This window comes from Reyranella sp. GW821-FHT14A01 (genome assembly GCF_058803965.1).
On sequence record NZ_JBXAPM010000028.1, the window covers coordinates 15,397 to 32,994 of the forward strand.

Annotated in this window: 16 protein-coding genes; all 16 read left to right on the top strand. The window is 66.8% G+C overall.

Features of this window, described 5'->3' with window-relative positions:
• Complete coding sequence (locus AC1ROX_RS30370; protein ID WP_493132468.1) at window positions 1-1,467, top strand: XrtA system polysaccharide chain length determinant; 1,467 nt, start codon at window positions 1-3, stop codon at window positions 1,465-1,467.
• A 125-nt stretch (window positions 1,468-1,592) separates the two neighbouring features.
• Entirely contained in the window at window positions 1,593-2,387 is a 795-nt protein-coding gene (locus tag AC1ROX_RS30375) for a P-loop NTPase family protein (protein WP_493132470.1), read from the top strand.
• Complete coding sequence (locus tag AC1ROX_RS30380; RefSeq protein ID WP_493132472.1) at window positions 2,371-4,113, top strand: TIGR03016 family PEP-CTERM system-associated outer membrane protein; 1,743 nt, start codon at window positions 2,371-2,373, stop codon at window positions 4,111-4,113. Before AC1ROX_RS30375 ends, AC1ROX_RS30380 begins: the two co-directional genes overlap by 17 nt.
• A gap of 51 nt (window positions 4,114-4,164) precedes the next feature.
• Complete coding sequence (locus tag AC1ROX_RS30385; RefSeq protein ID WP_493132474.1) at window positions 4,165-5,145, top strand: ExeA family protein; 981 nt, start codon at window positions 4,165-4,167, stop codon at window positions 5,143-5,145.
• Entirely contained in the window at window positions 5,142-6,008 is an 867-nt protein-coding gene (locus AC1ROX_RS30390; protein WP_493132476.1) for an XrtA system polysaccharide deacetylase, read from the top strand. The genes AC1ROX_RS30385 and AC1ROX_RS30390 overlap by 4 nt, the downstream gene beginning before the upstream one ends.
• Window position 6,009: 1 nt before the next feature.
• The gene (locus AC1ROX_RS30395) at window positions 6,010-7,056 is read left to right on the top strand and encodes a FemAB family XrtA/PEP-CTERM system-associated protein (RefSeq protein WP_493132478.1); all 1,047 of its coding nucleotides are present in this window, start codon (window positions 6,010-6,012) and stop codon (window positions 7,054-7,056) included.
• Between the two features lie 5 nt (window positions 7,057-7,061).
• Window positions 7,062-8,282 (top strand): TIGR03087 family PEP-CTERM/XrtA system glycosyltransferase, encoded by a 1,221-nt coding sequence (locus tag AC1ROX_RS30400; protein ID WP_493132480.1) that lies wholly within the window; start codon window positions 7,062-7,064, stop codon window positions 8,280-8,282.
• A gap of 99 nt (window positions 8,283-8,381) precedes the next feature.
• Entirely contained in the window at window positions 8,382-10,484 is a 2,103-nt protein-coding gene (locus AC1ROX_RS30405; RefSeq protein ID WP_493132482.1) for a coiled-coil domain-containing protein, read from the top strand.
• Window positions 10,485-10,498: 14 nt separating this feature from the next.
• The gene (locus AC1ROX_RS30410) at window positions 10,499-11,521 is read left to right on the top strand and encodes a TAXI family TRAP transporter solute-binding subunit (protein ID WP_493132484.1); all 1,023 of its coding nucleotides are present in this window, start codon (window positions 10,499-10,501) and stop codon (window positions 11,519-11,521) included.
• On the top strand, window positions 11,518-12,171 hold the full coding sequence (locus AC1ROX_RS30415; protein ID WP_493132486.1) for a hypothetical protein: 654 nt from the start codon (window positions 11,518-11,520) through the stop codon (window positions 12,169-12,171). Before AC1ROX_RS30410 ends, AC1ROX_RS30415 begins: the two co-directional genes overlap by 4 nt.
• 40 nt (window positions 12,172-12,211) lie before the next feature.
• A complete protein-coding gene (locus AC1ROX_RS30420; RefSeq protein WP_493132508.1) occupies window positions 12,212-12,706 on the top strand; it encodes a DsrE family protein in 495 nt (164 codons plus the stop codon).
• 78 nt (window positions 12,707-12,784) lie between these two features.
• Window positions 12,785-13,309, top strand: a complete 525-nt coding sequence (locus AC1ROX_RS30425; protein WP_493132488.1) for an acyltransferase — start codon at window positions 12,785-12,787, stop codon at window positions 13,307-13,309.
• Window positions 13,306-14,331, top strand: a complete 1,026-nt coding sequence (locus tag AC1ROX_RS30430; RefSeq protein ID WP_493132490.1) for a Gfo/Idh/MocA family protein — start codon at window positions 13,306-13,308, stop codon at window positions 14,329-14,331. Before AC1ROX_RS30425 ends, AC1ROX_RS30430 begins: the two co-directional genes overlap by 4 nt.
• Window positions 14,328-15,452 (top strand): DegT/DnrJ/EryC1/StrS family aminotransferase, encoded by a 1,125-nt coding sequence (locus tag AC1ROX_RS30435; RefSeq protein WP_493132492.1) that lies wholly within the window; start codon window positions 14,328-14,330, stop codon window positions 15,450-15,452. Before AC1ROX_RS30430 ends, AC1ROX_RS30435 begins: the two co-directional genes overlap by 4 nt.
• Window positions 15,442-16,458, top strand: a complete 1,017-nt coding sequence (locus AC1ROX_RS30440) for an NAD-dependent epimerase/dehydratase family protein (RefSeq protein ID WP_493132494.1) — start codon at window positions 15,442-15,444, stop codon at window positions 16,456-16,458. Before AC1ROX_RS30435 ends, AC1ROX_RS30440 begins: the two co-directional genes overlap by 11 nt.
• Complete coding sequence (locus AC1ROX_RS30445) at window positions 16,455-17,594, top strand: DegT/DnrJ/EryC1/StrS family aminotransferase (RefSeq protein WP_493132496.1); 1,140 nt, start codon at window positions 16,455-16,457, stop codon at window positions 17,592-17,594. Before AC1ROX_RS30440 ends, AC1ROX_RS30445 begins: the two co-directional genes overlap by 4 nt.
• The last annotated feature ends 4 nt before the right edge of the window (window positions 17,595-17,598 follow it).

Sequence of the window (17,598 nt, forward strand, 5' to 3'; positions counted from 1 at the left end):
GTGGCTGCGATCGACCTGTTCCTTCGCTACTCCGCCTCGGCATGGCGGCACCGCTGGCAGGCCGTGGCGCTGATCTGGGTGGTGGCGCTGCTGGGCTGGACCGGTGTCCGCCTACTGCCCGATCGCTACGTTTCGACGGCGCGCATTTACGCCGACGCCGATGCCGTGCTCGGCATGCTGCTGCGCGGCATCGCCATCGACAATTCACCTGCCGCACAGGTCGAGGTGCTGCAGCGGACGCTTGTCAGCCGTCCCAATCTCGAAAGGATCGTGGACCGCACCGCACTTTCGCAACGCATCGCCGCCGGCATCGACCGCGAGAAGATCATTCAAACACTTGCACGCGACTTCCGCTTCGGTATCCAGGGCCGCAACCTGTTCACTGTGGAGTATGCCGACACCGATCCGCGCGTGGCGCACGACGTGGTGCAGCACGTCGTGGAGCTGTTCCTCGAGCTGGCCAGCGGTTCGGACCGGCGCCAGATGGAGAATGCCCGCTCCTTCCTGGTGCAGCAGCTCGCCGTGTACGAGCAGCAGTTGCGGGAGGCGGAGCAGCGCCGCGCGACCTTCACCGCCAGCTATCAGGATCTGCTTTCGCTGAATGGCAGCGTGTCGCGGCTCGATGCCGTACGGGCCCGCATCGAGACCATGCGCGGCGAACTGTCGGATGCGATCAGCCGCCGCAATCTTCTCCGGCAGCAGATCGCCGCGACTCCCGCCGCCAGCGCTGCGTCCTCCACGGCGGAGGCGGAGCAGCGCCTGATGGTGCTGCGTCAGCGCTACACCGACCAGCATCCGGAAGTGGCCGCGGCGCGCGCCACCCTGGACGCCGCGCGCGCGGTTGGCGGCGCGGGCCGTACCGCCGCCGGCACGGCGCGCGGCGACCCGGCGCGCGAGCAGCTGGCGGTCCGGCTCGTCGATACCGACGCCCAGATCACCTCGCTGGAGCGCCAGCTCCGCGAGCTTGAGATCCAGAGCAGTCGGCTGGAAGAGATGGCACGCAACGCTCCCGAGGTGCAGGCGCAGTTCGCCAATCTCGACCGCGACTACAACATCATCCGCCGCAACTACGAAGAGCTCCTTTCCCGCCGCGAGGCCGTGAACATCGCCGAGGCCGCGCGCACCGGCACCGACCGTGTGACGCTCGACGTGGTCGATCCGCCGACCCTGCCGGTCACCCCGGCCGGTCCGAAGCGCCTACTGCTCGCGGCGGGCGTCCTGCTTGCAGCATTCGGTGCTGCCGGCGCGCTGCTCTTCCTCCAGGTGCAGCTCGACACGAGCTTCTATTCATTGCGCGAGTTGCGGGGCGTCGGCCTGACGGTGCTCGGCGCCTTGTCCGGCTCGACGCGGAGCCGCCTGCGCACGGCCGATGTGATGCTCCTCGTACTCTGCCTGCTGCCGCTTCCACTGGGGCTCGTCGTTGCGACGATGGGACCACGCAACATCATGGAGATGTTTGCCGCATGAATGCCCCCCTGCCCCGGCGTCCCCATCTCGTCGAGCGCGCCGCAGATGCAGCCCGCGCTGCCGTAACGAGCCAGGCTCCCCTCGGCCGCGCGCCCCTCGCGCCGGTGGAGGTGATTGCCCCGTCCATGGATCCGGTCGTGCCACCGGCCATGCCGGCCCCGCGCCCGGCCACGATCGCACCCGGCCGGGAGAGATTTGCCCCGGTTTCTCGTGCCTTGCTGCATCGGGCCGGACTGGTCGATTCCGCCGATCCCGCACGGGAGGAGATCGCCCTGATCCGCGAGCAGGTGCTGCGTGCCGTCGAGGCCACGGTCCCCGCCGAAGGGCGGAATGGGCGGCTCGTGGCGATCACCAGCGCCCACACCGGCGAGGGAAAGTCCTTCGTTGCCCTGAACCTCGCCGCGAGCATCGCCGAAGGAGCACGGCGGCCCGCGATTCTGGTCGATATCGAAGGAGGCGCCGGCTCACTCACCGCCCGCCTCGGGCTCGATGGCACGCCGGGGCTCGAACAGCTGCGCGACAAGGGCGATCCCGACGGGTTGCTGCGGCATACCGAAAGTGCCGGCCTGTTCGTCCTGCCCCGTGGCCTGGTCGAGCCCTCCCATGGGCAGGGCAGCGCCGTGACGGCGGCACTGCTTCATCTCGCCGAGCGGCTGCCGGACCATGTCATTCTCCTGGACACGCCGGCTTGCATGGAACGCAGCATTGCGGGCGTGCTCGCTGCGGCGGCCGGTCAGGTCGTGCTGGTCGTGGAGGCGGAACGCACCAAGCGGGTGGAGGTGGAAGCGGCCCTCGACATCCTCGACGCCTGCCCGACGCTTCAGCTCCTTCTAAACCGCTCCGCGCTGCGGGTCAGCGACCGATTCAGAGGACGTGCCTCGCGAGCTGGCAATGCGGCGATCGGTGCCAACAGGGCCTGACAATGTCCTGGCAGCCGGGCTGGTGGCGGCGTTGCTGATCGCCACCCCTGCCGCTGCGCAGACCGTGGCGCCGCCAAGCAGTGTCACACCGGCGCCCGTCGTCGGCAGCGACCCGACCGCGCCTTCGACAACAACGACGACAACGACGCCAGTGCTGCAATCGCCCGCGCTCGGCCCGCTGGCCGGCCGCGACACGCCGCTCCTCCCACGCCCCTATGCCGGCGGCACGCTGCCCGGATTCGCGACCAGCGGTTACGGTATCGGCGGCTACGGCATCAGCGGGCTGGCCACTCCCTTCGAGCTCGGCAATCGACCCTACGCCTTCCGGCCATCGATCGGCGTCGAGCTTCTCGCCACCAACAACCTGTTCCAGACGAGCCAGGATCAGCGCGGCGATTTCGTCGCCATGATCTCGCCCACCATCGAAGCCGCGGTCTCCACGGCGCGGTTCTCCGGCGCGCTGCGCTATTCGCCGACGTTGCGCCTCTACGCCAATTATCCCAACAACAACGGCGTGGACCAGTTCGGCGACGCGAAGCTTCTCGCCGCCGTGGTCCCTGGCATCTTCTATGTCGACCTGCGCGGATCGGCCAGCGTGCTGCCCGCCACGCTCGGGCAGATTCCCGGCAGCGGCCAGTTCGCTGCCGGAAGCGAGACGATGCAGACCTACACCGCGCAGGTGACGCCCTTCCTGACGCACCGCTTCGGCAGCATGGCTACGGCGCAGGCTGGCTACTCTCTGCAGTATTCCGAGCAGGGATGGGCCGATTTCAACAACACCGGCACGTTTGGCAGCCCGGCAAACTTTCTTGCCCATCGCGGTTTCGCGGTCGTGCGCAGCGGCGAGGATTTCGGCCGCCTGGCGCTGCAGGCACGGGTCGACGGCATCCGGTATGTCGGCGACGGGATCTACGACGGCGCCCATCGCTTCATCTCCGCGCTCGAGGTGCGCTACGCGATCCGCCACAGCATCGCCCTTCTCGGGGAGATCGGATATCAGAGCGAGGCATTCTCGGGCACCAATCCGATCAACATCGAGGATGCGATCTGGTCGGTGGGGCTGCGGCTGCAGCCCAACCCGGACTCCCTCGTCATCGTCCGCTACGGCCACCGCGACGGTTACAATTCCTTCAGCCTGAACGCGGGTGTGGCCATCGGTGTGCGCACCGACCTTTTTGCCACCTACAGGGACTCCATCGGAACGTCGCTGACGGAGGCCCAGGACCTGCTCGCCACCACGACCACCGATTCGCTCGGCAATCCCGTGGACAGCCAGACAGGCGCGCCGGTCGTGCTGATAAATTCGTTCCTTGGCATATCCAACACGCTCTACCGGCTGCGCCTGGGCACGGCCTCGATCCGGCATCATTGGGCGCGGGACGCCTTCACCCTGTCAGGCACCTGGCAGGAACAGATCCCCCTCACCTCCGCAAACAACGCCTTCAACGTCGGCACCAACAGCGGCGTCTATGCCGGCTTCAGTTGGGCACACGAATTTTCTCCCCGCACCACCGGGGTCGCCACGGCGCAGTATGGCTGGGTCTCCTATGCCCAACCGGGCCAGGGCAACAACAACATTGCCGCCCTCTCCGGCACGCTGGTGCACCGGCTGAGCGAGACGCTCGCCGCTGCCATGCAGGTGTCCTGGAGCAACAACAACTATTCCCAGCCCGGGCAGGGCTACTCGCAGTTCGTCGTCCGCATCGGCTTGCGCAAGAGCTTCTGAGGCAGCGTCATGAATCCCGAATTGTACGGACTTCAAGAGCCTCCCTTCCGGATGACACCGGATGTCCGGCTGTTCTTCCCGAGCACGGCGCACAACCGCGCCTACGCGCATCTGCTCTACGGACTGTCGCAGCGGGAAGGCTTCGTCGTCGTCACGGGCGAGGTCGGCGCCGGCAAGACCACGCTGATCGAACGGCTCTGCGCCGAATTCTCGACAAAGGGCCATCCGATCGCACGGGTGATGACGACGCAGGTCGAGGCCACGGAGCTGCTGCGCCTCGTTGCCATCGCCTTCGGCGTACCGGCGACCGGCGGCAAGGCGGAGCTGCTCCATGGCATCATCGCCGCGCTCCACCGCGGCATCGCTGAGGGTGGCCGGCGGCACATTCTCATCATCGACGAAGCGCAGGCCCTGCCCATCGATTCGCTCGAGGAGCTGCGCATGCTCTCCAATGTCAGCGACGGAGCGCATGCCCTGCTGCAGGTCCTGCTGATCGGCCAGCCCCAGCTGCGCCACACTCTGGCGCAGCGCGACCTCGATCAGCTCCGCCAGCGCGTCCTCGCCGCCTATCACCTCCCCGCCCTGACGCGGGAAGAGACCCACCTCTACATCCGGCACCGCATGACATCGGTGGGCTGGACCGGCTATCCCGGCTGGGAGGAGGCCGCGCTCGACCTGGTGCACCAGCACTCCGGCGGCATCCCGCGCCGAATCAACCGTCTCTGCGCCCGGGTGCTGCTGGCCGGCGCGCTGGACAATGTCGCGGTGCTGACCGCCGAACTCGTCAGCAACACCGCCGACGAACTGGCGGATGATCTCAGTGCGATCAGCGCCGATGTAACGCCATCACCGCCGGTACCCGAACCGGCACCACCATCGGTACCACCACCGCCGGACGAACCACGCGACACGATCCGAGCCGTGGCTCAGCTCGTGGATCAGCTCGAACTCGCCGTGGAGCGCCACCACGACAGGCCGCATCGCCTTCACAAGCTATGGAAGAAGTTCACCAACCTGGGAGCGCGCGCATGAGCACGGTTCGCAACGCCATGTCCATCGACGTGGAGGATTGGTTCCAGGTCCAGGCTTTCGCCGGAATCATCCCGCGCGAGAGCTGGGCCTCGCGCGAACGGCGCGTGGAGACGAACACGCACCGTGTGCTCGACCTCCTCGCCGCTGCCGACGTGCGGGCGACATTCTTCACCCTTGGCTGGGTCGCCGAGCGACATCCCTCCCTGATTCGCCGTATCGTGGCCGAGGGCCATGAGCTGGCAAGTCATGGCTATGGCCACGAACAGGTCCATGCCATCGGCGAGGCTGCCTTCCGGGCCGATATCCGCCGCGCCCGAACCGTCCTGCAGGAGACCGGCGGCGTACCGGTTGTCGGCTATCGAGCGCCCACCTTTTCGATCAGCGCCCGTCACACGCCCTGGGCGTATGCCGTGCTGGCCGACGAGGGCTATCGCTACTCGTCCTCGGTTTTCCCCGTGCGCCACGACCTGTACGGCGATCCCGCGGCGCCGCGCCAACCGCACCGGCCACATCCGGGCGGCGTCGCGGAGATTCCCATGACGACCGTGCGCGCTTTCGGGCGAAGCCTGCCCTGCGCCGGAGGTGGCTGGTTCCGGCTGCTGCCTTATGGGCTGACGCGCCGTGGCTTGCGCCGCGTCAACGCGACCGAGGGCCGGCCGGCCGTCTTCTACTTCCATCCCTGGGAAATCGACCCGAATCAGCCGCGCGCCGAAGGTGCCGGACGTCTTTCGCGCTTCCGCCACTATGTCGGCCTGGACGAGATGGAAACACGGCTGGTGCGGCTTCTGCGCGATTTCCAGTGGGGACCGATGAACGACGTCTTCGGCGCCACGATCGTCGGCCCTCTTCGCAAGGCCGCCTGAGATGTCGATCCGCATCCGTCCTCTCGACAAGACCAACGCGGCCGCCTGGGATTCCTTCGTGCGGACACACGCGCAAGGCAGCTTCTTTCATCTGTCCGCCTGGGCGCGGGTGATCGCGCAAAGCTTCGGTCATCGCAGTCACTACGCGCTGGCGGAGCAGGATGGCACGGTGGTCGGCGTGCTGCCGCTGGTGCGCATGAAGACCATGCTGTTCGGCGACGTGCTCGCCTCCACGCCCTATTGCGTCTATGGCGGCGCGCTGGCCGCCACGCCCGAGGGCGCCGCGGCGCTCGATGCCCATGCCATCGAACTGCAGGCGAAGCTCGGAGCGCCAAGCCTCGAATACCGGCGGCTCGGCGCAGCCGATGCGGGGTGGGTCGAAAGGCCGGCGCTTTACTACACTTTCCGCAAGCCGATCGCCTCTATCACCGGCGACGAAGCCAAGGACCTGGCCAACAACATCCCGCGCAAGCAGCGCGCCGAGGTGCGCAAGGCGTTGAAGCGCGGCCTTGAGATCCGGACCGATCGCGACGTCGATGCGCTTTTCCATGTCTACGCGGAAAGCGTCCGCAATCTCGGCAGCCCGGTGTTTCCCAAGCGATACTTCCGTGCCCTGCTCGAGGCCTTCCCGGAGGAATCGGACGTCACGACAGTTCTGCACGAAGGACGGGCGGTCGCCTCGGTGCTCTCCTTCCACTTCAAGCAGGAGGTGCTGCCCTATTACGGCGGCGGCACGCGGGAAGCGCGCGGCCTGGCTGCCGCCGACGTCATGTACTGGGAAGTGATGCGCCGCGCCGCGCAGCATCGCGGCGCCACCCTGTTCGATTTCGGCCGCAGCAAGGCCGATACCGGCGCCTTCGCCTTCAAGAAGAACTGGGGCTTCGAACCGCAGCGGCTTCACTATTGCTATCGCCTCGCACCGGGCGCGAAGGTGCCGGACAACAACCCGAACAACCCGAAATACCGCTACTTCATCTCGGCCTGGAAGCACTTGCCCTTGCCGGTCGCCAACCTGATCGGACCGCACTTGGTGCGGGGCCTGGGCTGAAGCAGATGGGCAGGCCGCGGCTTCTCTTCCTCGCGCATCGCATCCCCTATCCGCCGGATAAGGGCGAGAAGATCCGCGCCTGGCACATGCTGGAGCATCTCGCTCGAGACTGGACGGTCGATCTCGGTTGCCTCGTGGACGATCCGGCGGACACCCGGCATATGTCCGTGCTGCGCGACTGTTGCGCGGAAGTTCATGCCGCGCCCGTGACGCGCAACGGACGCATCGCGCGCACCCTCCTCGGCACGCGCCCCGGCCAACCGCTCAGCCTCGCCTGGTTCCGCGAGCCCGGCCTCGCGCGCTGGGTGCGCGCCGGCCTTGAGGCGCGCCGCCACGACGCGGTGATGGTCTATTCCTCGGCCATGGCGGCCTATATCCTGCCGCGACCGGACGGACCGTTGCAGATCCTCGACATGGTGGATGTGGATTCGGAGAAGTGGCGCGCCTACGCCGCGACCACCGAGGGACCCAAGCGGCTGGTCTGGGCGCGCGAGGCGCGCACCCTGCTGGCCTTCGAGCGCCGCGCTGCGGCGCAGTTCGATCGCACCTTGCTGGTCTCCGCGCAGGAGGCGCAGACCTTCGCCACGCTCGCGCCCGAGGTCGCGTCGCGCCTGGACTGGCTGGAGAACGGGGTCGATGTCGCGCGCTTCACCCCGCAAGGCGACTGGTCCAATCCCTTCGAGGCACAATCGCCCGCCATCGTCTTCACCGGCACCATGGACTACCGCCCGAACATCGAGGCGGTGACCTTCTTCGCCAAGGAGGTGATGCCGCGCCTGGCCTCACTCGCGCCGTCCCCGCACTTCCACATCGTTGGGGCCAACCCGTCGCCTGCCGTGCAGGCGCTGGCCGAGCTTCCGCGCGTGCACGTCACAGGCAGCGTGCCGGACACACGGCCCTACCTCGCCCATGCCGCGGTGGCCGTGGCGCCCCTGCGCATCGCGCGCGGCATCCAGAACAAGGTGCTGGAGGCGATGGCCATGGCACGTCCCGTGGTGGCCTCGCCTGAGGCATACGAGGGCGTGCACGCCATTGCCGGCCGTGACCTTCTGGTGGCCGACGGCACGGAAGCGATGGCAGCGGCGGTCGCGCAGGTGCTGGCTGGCGAGATGCCCGACCTCGGCACGGCGGCGCGCGCCGCCGTTCTGGCCAGGCATGACTGGAAAGCCACGCTGAGGCGGCTGGACGATATCCTGGCGACGGCATCCCGGGCCCGGGCAGCATAAGGCGAAGTACCCCTTATGCTCCATTGAGGCCGCTCTTCCAGCCGGCATAGGCTCGACAGGAGCTGTGTCCGCGGCTGAATCACCCACCTCCGGGTCGTCATGCGTAAGACAATCGAAACCGCCCCGAGGAACGGCGTCTTCGTCATTCTGGAGGACGCATCACACGGCACTTTTGCGGTCGCTCGCTGGTCTGGCGAAGCCACGCAGTGGCTCGATGACGACGGCAAACCTATTCAGTTCAATGCCACGCACTGGCAGTCGCCGCAGAGTCTCGATAGTGAGGCCGCGCCTCGCCGATCCGCCGCGCCAGAGCAGCCGCCGCCCGTCGCAGCCGGCGGGACGACCGTAAAACCGCAGGCGGCTACGGCGCCGACGCGGCCCGCGGCTGCCGATCGCCCGGTCATTCGCAAGCGGTACAGCATCGCGGCGATGGCGGCCTGCCTCCTCGTCGGCGGGGTGTCCGCGCCCTTGCTCTATCGCAGCGATGCCGGACTGCAGCTTCTCCATTGGATGGGATCGGACAACGATTCCGGGTTGAAGCAGGCACTCGACCAGGAACGGGCGCGCGGGACCCGGCTTGCCGCCGACGTCGCAATAGCGAACGAGGCGGCGGATCGGTCGAGAGAAGCTGGCGAGCGCGCCCTGGCCGGACTGCGCGAAACCCTTCAGGCGGAGCAGTCCAGAGCCGAGAAGCTGGCCGGGCAACTCGCCGAAGCGCAACGCGACGGAGCGGCCCAAACCGCGCGGACCCGCGAGACAATGGACGATGCCGTGAAGGAAAGGGAGCGCGTCGTCGGTGAACTTCGCGAGGCCCTGAAGGCACAGGAAGTCCAGACCACCGAGGTCCGCCGCAAGATCGAAGCCGAGACCGTACAGGCAAAGCAGACAGGTCTGTTCATGGCCGAGGCATTGCAGCAGGAGCGTGACAAGGTCGACGAGCTACGCCTCGCGCTGGCGACCACGCGACGCGACGCCGAGGCGCAGGCGGTGACCACACGGTCGACAGGCGATGAGGCCACGCGGCTGAAGGAGGCCAATGCGCGCGCCACCGATGCGCTTCGCGAGGCTCAGGGCCGAACGGAGAAACTCGCAACGGAACTGGCGGCCGCGCGCCGGGAAGCGCAGGCACAAACCTCCCAGCTCGTGTCGGCGAAAGCCCAGGTCGCAGGATTCAAGGAGGCTGCCGGGCGCAGCACCGACGAGCAGCGACAAGCGCTGCAGCAGGAGCGGGACAAGGTCGACGAGCTACGCCTCGCGCTGGCGACCGCGCGACGCGAAGCCGAAGCGCAGGCGGCGACGGCACGCTCGGCAAGCGATGAGGCCACGCGGCTGAAGGAGGCCAAAGCGCGCGCCACCGATGCGCTTCGCGAGGCTCAGGGCCGAGCGGAGAAACTTGCAACGGAACTGACGGCCGTACGCCAGGAAGCCCAGGCACAAACCTCCCAGCTCGTGTCGGCAAAAGCCCAGGCCGCAGGGCTCAAGGAGGCTGCGGAGCGCAGCGCCGACGAGCAGCGACAGGCGCTGCTGCAGGAGCAGAACAAGACAGGGACGCTCACGGCGGCGCTTGCTGAAACAAAGGCGGAGCTGCAGGCGTTGACGAAAACAAAGACCGCCGACGACGTCGTTCGGGACGATCATCTGGCCGCGGTGAAAGGTGAACTCCAAAAGGCAAAAGCAGATGCGGCGGCGGCCCGGGACTCGCTTCAAACGGAACGCATCCGCGCCGAGCAGGCGGAGCAGCTTCTGATCGCGGCGCAGGCGGCCGCCCAGGGCCAGGACTATCGCTCGCAGGCGCCGGCAGCGCCCGCCGCCGCTCGATATTCGACCGCATCACTTTCTACGGCAGGCACACAGACCAGCACGCCGATCGGAGACGCACTGCAAATCCCACGATCGGCAAGCCGATCGGAAACGAGCATCGAGGAGGCCGGTCTCCATGCCGTTCGCCTGATCGCCCGCGCCCACCTGCTGCTGGACCAGGGCAACATCGGGGCCGCGAGAAACATGCTCGACCGGGCGGCGGAAATGGGCAGCGCTGAGGCGCTGTTCTGGCTGGCGGAGACATACGATCCGCTGCTCCTGCCGGCTCGCAACGCCCTCGGCACTCAGGGCGACATTGCAAGGGCACGCGAACTCTACGAACGGGCGCGGGTCGCCGGGGTGAGCGACGCCAAGTTGCGCCTGGAGTCCTTGGAGAAATGAACGGGGGGCAGTCAATGAATTCGAGAATCACGAAGCGCTTGTCGGCGGCGCTGGCGTCCTGTGCGGCGATCCTCCTGGGGCTTTGCGCCGGGGCCGCCGATGCCCAGGATCAGCAGGCTCGACGCGCGGCGCAGACCTATGCCGAGCGGCAGGAAAGGATCAACGCCTGGACCCTCGGCCTGGCCGCCGGTCTTCTCGAGGGTGCCCCGCTGCGACTGGCCACGGAAATGTCCCGGGTCGTCAATGACGGGGAGAACCTCCATCTCCTGCCGATCGTCACACGAGGTCCCACCGAGAACCTCAATGCACTCCTTTATCTGCGGGGAATCGATCTTGCGATCATCAATTCCGACTCGCTGGACGAATACAAGATCGTGTTCCCGGACGTCGGCCAGCATGTGGCATACCTGCTGAACCTCTTTCCGTCCGAGCTCCACGTTTTCGTCCGCCCGGAGATCCAGTCTCTCCAGGACCTTGCCGGCAAGAAAGTGAACTTCAATACCCTGGGCACGGCGGCCGCCTATTCCGGACCGCTGATCTTCAGCCGACTGGGCGTCAACATCGAAAAGACCTTCATCCCGCATCAAGTGGCGTTGCAACAAATGCGCAAGGGCGACATGGCGGCCGTCGTCTTTGTCACGACCAAGCCCGTGGACGCCTTCATCCGCGGCCAGTGGGAGCCTGGCTTCAAGTTCCTGCCGGTGAGCTACGATTCGAAGTTCGAGGACTACTATCTGCCCGCTTTCCTGGAAGCCTCCGACTATCCGGCCCTGGTGAAGCAAGGCGATCGCATCGCGACCCTGGCCGTCCCCACCGTCCTTGCCACCTACAACTGGCCTGCCAACTCGAACCGCTACCAGCGGGTGGCCCGGTTCACCGATTACCTCTTCTCCCGCATCGACAGGCTGCAGGTCCCCGGCTTCGATCCCAACTGGAAGACCATCAACCTCAGTGCGACAGTACCGGGTCTCAACCGTTTCCTCCCAGCACAGGAATGGCTGGATCGCCAGGGTCGTCAGAGCGTGCGGAAGCCATGAAATCGGCGACCGTCTGCGTCGCTGCCGCGTTGGCGCTGGGCTGCGCTTCCGCGATGGCACAGCCCGCCGGCGACTCCATAGACAGGCTCCGAGCCTGCGCAGCTCTGCCCATCGCCGAAAGGACGAGATGTCTGGACCAGCTCTCGCGCACGCTCGGGCCGGAGCCCGCACCCTCGCGGCCGATGCCCGGTACCGAGGGCTCGGCTCCGCCGGAGAACTGGGTCTTCAGCGAAACGACCTCACCGATCGATTACTCGCCCGTCGTCGTCGCCACCGCCACGGCTGCGGTTCCGCCCGGCTCGAGGATGAAGCTGTCGATCTCTTGCCGCGCTGGAAGCACGTCCTTCGTCCTCGGTAGTCCCGCAGGCTTGCCGGCCGGCGATCGCTACGTCGTTTGGTATACGATCGATGGGGGATCCCAGAAGGGGGTGCCCGCGGTCGCCACGTCGGGCGCGGGCGTGGCCCTCGGCGGCGATGTCGTCGGTTTGTTATTGTCGTTGCCGCCTCAAGGTGAGATCGCCTTCCGCATCGTCGGTCGCTATGACGTCGTCCTGGAAGGCCGCTATTCGTTGGCCGGATTGAAGACGACGCGGGAGCGAATGGCCGCTCCCTGCAAATGGCCGTCGCGACCCGATTCGCCCCGCCGATGACGATACTTCGCTCCGCTGCAACCGAGCCCGGGAGGGCATGATGGTGAAACTGCATCCGATCCTGGTCGTCGTACTGGGTACGGCCCTGCTAATGGCCGCACCGCAACCGGTCGTGGCGCAGAACATGTCGTTGCCGGCATCGCCAGCCGCACCTGCCGCCGACAAGAAGGCACATCGGCTGGTCCTTCAGGTGAATACGAACGAGCCGGCGGCGATGAACCTGGCGCTCAACAATGCGACCAATGTCGAGCAACATTACAAAGCCCTCGGCGAGCCGGTCCAGATCGAGATCGTCACCTTCGGTCCAGGCCTGAACATGCTGCGTGACGACACGTCACCGGTGAAGGAGCGGATCAAGGCGCTTGCAGAGACCTCGCGCTCGATCTCCTTCTCCGCGTGCGACAACACAAGAGGGAACATGAGTCGGGCCGAGCAGAAGGAAATTCCGCTCATCTCCCAGGCCACGATCGTGTCGTCCGGCGTGGTCCGCATCATCGAGTTGCAGGAGCAAGGGTGGAGTTACGTACGTCCCTGAGTCGTCGACGTTTGGCCACTTTCGTCTTACCCCTCTTGCCCGATTGCGACGAAGCTGACGAGCACGGATGCTCCGGCCATGGCGCTCCGAAACGTACAACTTGGTCCCGAAATCGGCCTCGCCCACCCCGATCTTGTGAACCTGTACGGGTGTTCGATCGGTGAGGGAACGAAGATCGGTCCCTTCGTCGAAATCCAGAAAAACAGCCACATTGGCGTTCGCTGCAAGATCTCGTCGCACAGTTTCATCTGCGAAGGCGTCACGATCGAGGACGAGGTTTTCATCGGCCACGGCGTGATGTTCACCAACGATCTCTTCCCGCGCGCCTGCGCGCCGGAAGGAGGACTGCAGACCGATGCCGACTGGTCGGTCGTGCCGACGCGTGTCTGCCGCGGTGCCTCGATCGGCTCGAACGCCACCATCATCTGCGGCACCACAATCGGACGATCGGCGCTGGTCGGCGCAGGAGCGGTGGTGACGCGCGACGTACCCGACTACGCGATCGTCGCCGGCGTGCCGGCCAAGGTGGTCGGCGACGTCCGTGATCGCGAAAGTCCCACACCCCCGGCAACAGGCCCGACAACAGGAATGACCGCGCCATGATCAACATCGGTGTCATCGGTTACGGCTATTGGGGTCCCAACCTCGCCCGCAGCGTCGCCGAGACGGAGGGCTGCCGCCTCGCCGGCATCGCCGATTTCTCGGAGGCCGCGCTCGCCCGCGCCGGCAAGCGCTATCCGGGCCTTGCCCTGCATCAGGATCCGCGCCTGCTCATCGGCGACCCCGCCGTCGATGCCGTGCTGATCGCCACGCCGGTCGCGACGCATTACGAGCTGGCCCTTGCCTCGTTGCGCGCCGGCAAGCATGTCATCGTCGAGAAGCCGATCGCCGCCTCTTCCGACGATGCGCGGCGGCTGATCGAGGAAGCGGCACGCCGCAACCTGACCCTGATGGTGGACCACACCTTCGTCTACACCAGCGCGGTCCAGAAGATCGGGGACATCATCCGCTCCGGCGATCTCGGCGACGTCTACTACTACGACAGCACGCGGGTGAATCTCGGCCTCTTCCAGCACGACGTGAACGTGATCTGGGACCTCGCCGTCCATGACCTGTCGGTGCTCGACTATCTGCTGCAGGAAAAGCCTGCCGCGGTCTCGGCCAGCGCCGCCGGTCACATTCGCGGACGCCAGGAGAACATGGCCCATCTCAGCCTGTTCTATCCCTCGGGTGCCGTCGCCTATCTCAACGTGAACTGGCTGGCGCCCGTGAAGGTGCGCCAGACGCTGGTCGGCGGCAGCCGCAAGATGATCGTCTGGAACGACCTCGAGCCCACCGAGAAGATCAAGGTATACGATCGCGGCGTGACCCTCGGCGACGGTCCGCAGCAGGTCGCCTCGCGCGTCTCCTACCGCAGCGGCGACATGTGGGCGCCGCAGCTCTCGGTGAAGGAGGCGCTGCTCACCGAGATGGAGCATTTCGTCGACTGTGTGACCCATGGCCGCGAACCGATCACGTCCGGACGCTGCGGCCTCGCTGTCGTCGAAACGCTCGAAGCCGCCATGCTCTCGCTGCGCCAGCGCGGCCAGCCGATCGATCTCTCTCCTGCAAGGATGGCTTCATGATTCCGCTGTTGGATCTCCGTGCCCAGTACGCCGGCATAAAGGCGGACGTCGATGCCGCGGTGCTCGATACTCTCGCGAGCGGCGCCTATGTCTCCGGACCGAAGGTCGACGCCTTCGAAAGGTCCTTCGCCGCCTTCATCGGCGCCCGCGAAGCCGTGGCGGTGAATTCCGGCACTTCCGCGCTCCATCTTGCGCTGCTCGCGCTCGGCATCGGGCCCGGCGACGAAGTGATCGCGCCCGCCATGACGTTCGTCGCGACGGCCGCAGCCATTCGGTATACCGGTGCAACGCCAGTGCTGGCCGACGCCGATCCCCTCACCTGGAATATCGACCCGGCGGCGATCGAGCGGAAGATCACGTCGCGCACGCGTGCGATCATTCCCGTCCACCTGCACGGCCGCATGGCTGACATGAACGCCATCATGGCGATCGCGGCATTCCATGGCATCCCGGTCATCGAGGATGCGGCCCAGGCGCATGGTGCGGTATGGGCGGGACGCGGCGCGGGCACGTTGGGTGCCATCGGCTGCTTCAGCTTCTATCCGGGCAAGAACCTGGGCGCCTGCGGCGAAGGCGGCTGTGCCGTCACCAGCGATCCCGCCCTCGCCGCCCGGATGCGCAAGCTGCGCGACTGGGGACAGGAAGGCCGCTACAACCACATCGAGCACGCCTTCAATTACCGGATGGACGGCATCCAGGGCGCCATCCTGTCGGTCAAGCTCAAGCATCTGCCGCACTGGACGGAACGCCGCCGCGAGGTCGCCGCTCTCTACGACAGGCTGCTCGCCAATCTTTCCGTGCAGCTGCCGGCGGCGCCCAAGGCGTCGGAGCACGTGTATCACGTCTATGCATTGCGCCATCCGGAGCGCGACCGGATCGCGCGCGGCCTCGAGGAGGCCGGCGTCGCCACCGGCCTGCACTATCCGCGCCCGGTCCATTTGCAGCCGGCCTATGCCGATCTCGGCAGCGGCGCCGGCAGCTTCCCCGTGGCGGAGGCCCTGGCCGCCGAATTCCTCTCCCTGCCCATCTTCCCCGAGCTCACGCCCGACCAGCAGCGTCACATTGCCGGCGCGCTGCACGAACTCGTCGCTCCTGCTGCGGTGACAAGCCATGCCGCGTGAGACGGGAAAATCTCTCGATCCGCACGGCGTGCTCGCGGGCACGACTTGCCTGGTCACCGGCGGCGCCGGCTTCATCGGCTCGCATATCGTCGAGCTTCTGCTGGATGCCGGTGCGTCGGAAGTCCGTGTGATCGACAATATGGTGCGCGGGCGACGTGACAATCTCACCCGTGCGCTCGCCAGCAACCGTGTGCGCCTGGTCGAGGGCGATATCCGGGACACGGCGACGATGAAGTCCCTCGTCACCGGCTGCGACACCGTCTTTCATCAGGCCGCGCTGCGCATCACCCAGTGCGCCCAGGAGCCACGCGCGGCCTTCGAGGTGATGGTCGCGGCGACCTATGAGCTGGTGGAACTGTGCCTGGCCGCGAACATCCGCAAGCTGGTCGCGGCCTCCACCGCCTCGGTCTACGGGATGGCGGACGAGTTCCCCACCACGGAAGCGCAGCACCCATACAACAACCGGACGCTCTACGGCGCGGCCAAGGCCTTCAACGAGGGCCTCTACCGCTCCTTCAACGACATGCACGGGCTGAACTACGTCGCCCTGCGCTACTTCAACGTCTTCGGCCCCCGCATGGACATCCACGGGCGCTACACCGAGGTCCTGGTTCGCTGGATGGAGCGCCTCGCCCGGGGCGAGCCGCCGATCATCTTCGGCGACGGCCTGCAGACGCTGGACATGATCGATGTGCGCGACGTGGCGCGCGCCAACATCCTCTCGGCCGTCGCGCCGGCGAGTGATGTCGCGCTGAATGTCGGCAGTGGTACCGAAACTTCGTTGCTCGACCTGGCACGCCTCCTTTGCCGCGTCATGGGGCAGCCGCAGCTCGTACCGCAGCATCAGGAGACGCGCGCGGTGAACCCCGTGCCGAAGCGTCTTGCCGATGTCTCGAAAGCCCGCGAGACGATTGGCTTCGAGGCAACGCATCCGCTCGAGAAGAGTATCGCCGAACTGGTCGCCTGGTGGCGTTCCGAGACCGTGCTCGCCGGAGCGGCCGCATGATCCCCATCACCATGCCCCTGATCGGCGAGGAGGAGGCTCTCGCGGCCGCCGAGGTCGTGCGCTCCGGATGGCTGACGCAAGGACCGCGTGTCTCGCGCTTCGAGAAGGACTTTGCCGCCGTCACCGGAGCGGCCCATGCCTGCGCCGTTTCCAACTGCACGACGGCCCTACATCTGGCGCTGCTGGGTGTCGGCGTGCGCACGGGCGACGAGGTGATCACCGTCAGCCACACCTTCATTGCCTGCGCCAATGTCATCCGCCAGTGCAGGGCGACGCCGGTCTTCATCGACATCGAGCCGGTTGGCTATGGCATGGACGCTTCGCTCATCGCCGCAGCCATCACGCCCAAGACGCGCGCCATCCTCTGCGTGCACCAGATCGGCATGCCCTGTGACATGGACGCGATCATGTCGGTCGCGCGCGCGCACAAGCTGAAGGTGGTCGAAGACGCCGCTTGCGCCCTGGGATCCGAAATGCAGTTCAACAGATCCTGGCGTCCCGTCGGCAAACCGGCCGGCGACGTCGCCTGCTTTTCGCTGCATCCGCGCAAGGTGGTTACCGTCGGCGATGGCGGCGTGCTGACCACGGACGACGCCGCACTCGATGCGCGCTTCCGCCTCCTGCGCCAGCACGGCATGACGGTGCCGGACACGGTACGCCATGCCAGCCCGCAGGTGATCTTCGAGTCCTACGAGACGACCGCGTTCAACTATCGCCTCACCGACATCCAGGCGGCGGTCGGCATCGAGCAACTCAAGCGCCTGCCCGAAATCGTCTCGGGCCGTCGCACCCTGGCCGAACGATATCGCAAGCGCCTTGCCGCTGAGGTGCCCGGTGTGACGGCGCCCATCGAGCCCAACCGCGTGCGCACCAACTGGCAATCATACGCGATCCGGCTGCCGAACGGCGTGGATCAGCGCGCGGTGATGCAATCCATGCTCGACCGCGGCATCGCTACCCGCCGCGGCATCATGTGCATTCATCGCGAGAAGCCCTACGCGGGAACGGCCCGCTTCCCGCTCCCGGTCTCGGAAGATATCCAGGACCGCACGATCCTGCTGCCGCTCTATCCGCAGATGACTGAGGACCAGCAGGATCAGGTGATCGACGCCCTGCAAACGGCGGTACGGCAGTGAGCCG

Coding starts and splice junctions, on each gene's coding strand:
- AC1ROX_RS30415 (WP_493132486.1), top strand. CDS start 11,518: ATGAAATCGGCGACCGTCTGCGTCGCTGCCGCGTTGGCGCTGGGCTGC.
- AC1ROX_RS30445 (WP_493132496.1), top strand. CDS start 16,455: ATGATCCCCATCACCATGCCCCTGATCGGCGAGGAGGAGGCTCTCGCG.
- AC1ROX_RS30405 (WP_493132482.1), top strand. CDS start 8,382: ATGCGTAAGACAATCGAAACCGCCCCGAGGAACGGCGTCTTCGTCATT.
- AC1ROX_RS30400 (WP_493132480.1), top strand. CDS start 7,062: ATGGGCAGGCCGCGGCTTCTCTTCCTCGCGCATCGCATCCCCTATCCG.
- AC1ROX_RS30385 (WP_493132474.1), top strand. CDS start 4,165: ATGACACCGGATGTCCGGCTGTTCTTCCCGAGCACGGCGCACAACCGC.
- AC1ROX_RS30430 (WP_493132490.1), top strand. CDS start 13,306: ATGATCAACATCGGTGTCATCGGTTACGGCTATTGGGGTCCCAACCTC.
- AC1ROX_RS30440 (WP_493132494.1), top strand. CDS start 15,442: ATGCCGCGTGAGACGGGAAAATCTCTCGATCCGCACGGCGTGCTCGCG.
- AC1ROX_RS30410 (WP_493132484.1), top strand. CDS start 10,499: ATGAATTCGAGAATCACGAAGCGCTTGTCGGCGGCGCTGGCGTCCTGT.
- AC1ROX_RS30375 (WP_493132470.1), top strand. CDS start 1,593: ATGGATCCGGTCGTGCCACCGGCCATGCCGGCCCCGCGCCCGGCCACG.
- AC1ROX_RS30425 (WP_493132488.1), top strand. CDS start 12,785: ATGGCGCTCCGAAACGTACAACTTGGTCCCGAAATCGGCCTCGCCCAC.
- AC1ROX_RS30420 (WP_493132508.1), top strand. CDS start 12,212: ATGGTGAAACTGCATCCGATCCTGGTCGTCGTACTGGGTACGGCCCTG.
- AC1ROX_RS30395 (WP_493132478.1), top strand. CDS start 6,010: ATGTCGATCCGCATCCGTCCTCTCGACAAGACCAACGCGGCCGCCTGG.
- AC1ROX_RS30390 (WP_493132476.1), top strand. CDS start 5,142: ATGAGCACGGTTCGCAACGCCATGTCCATCGACGTGGAGGATTGGTTC.
- AC1ROX_RS30435 (WP_493132492.1), top strand. CDS start 14,328: ATGATTCCGCTGTTGGATCTCCGTGCCCAGTACGCCGGCATAAAGGCG.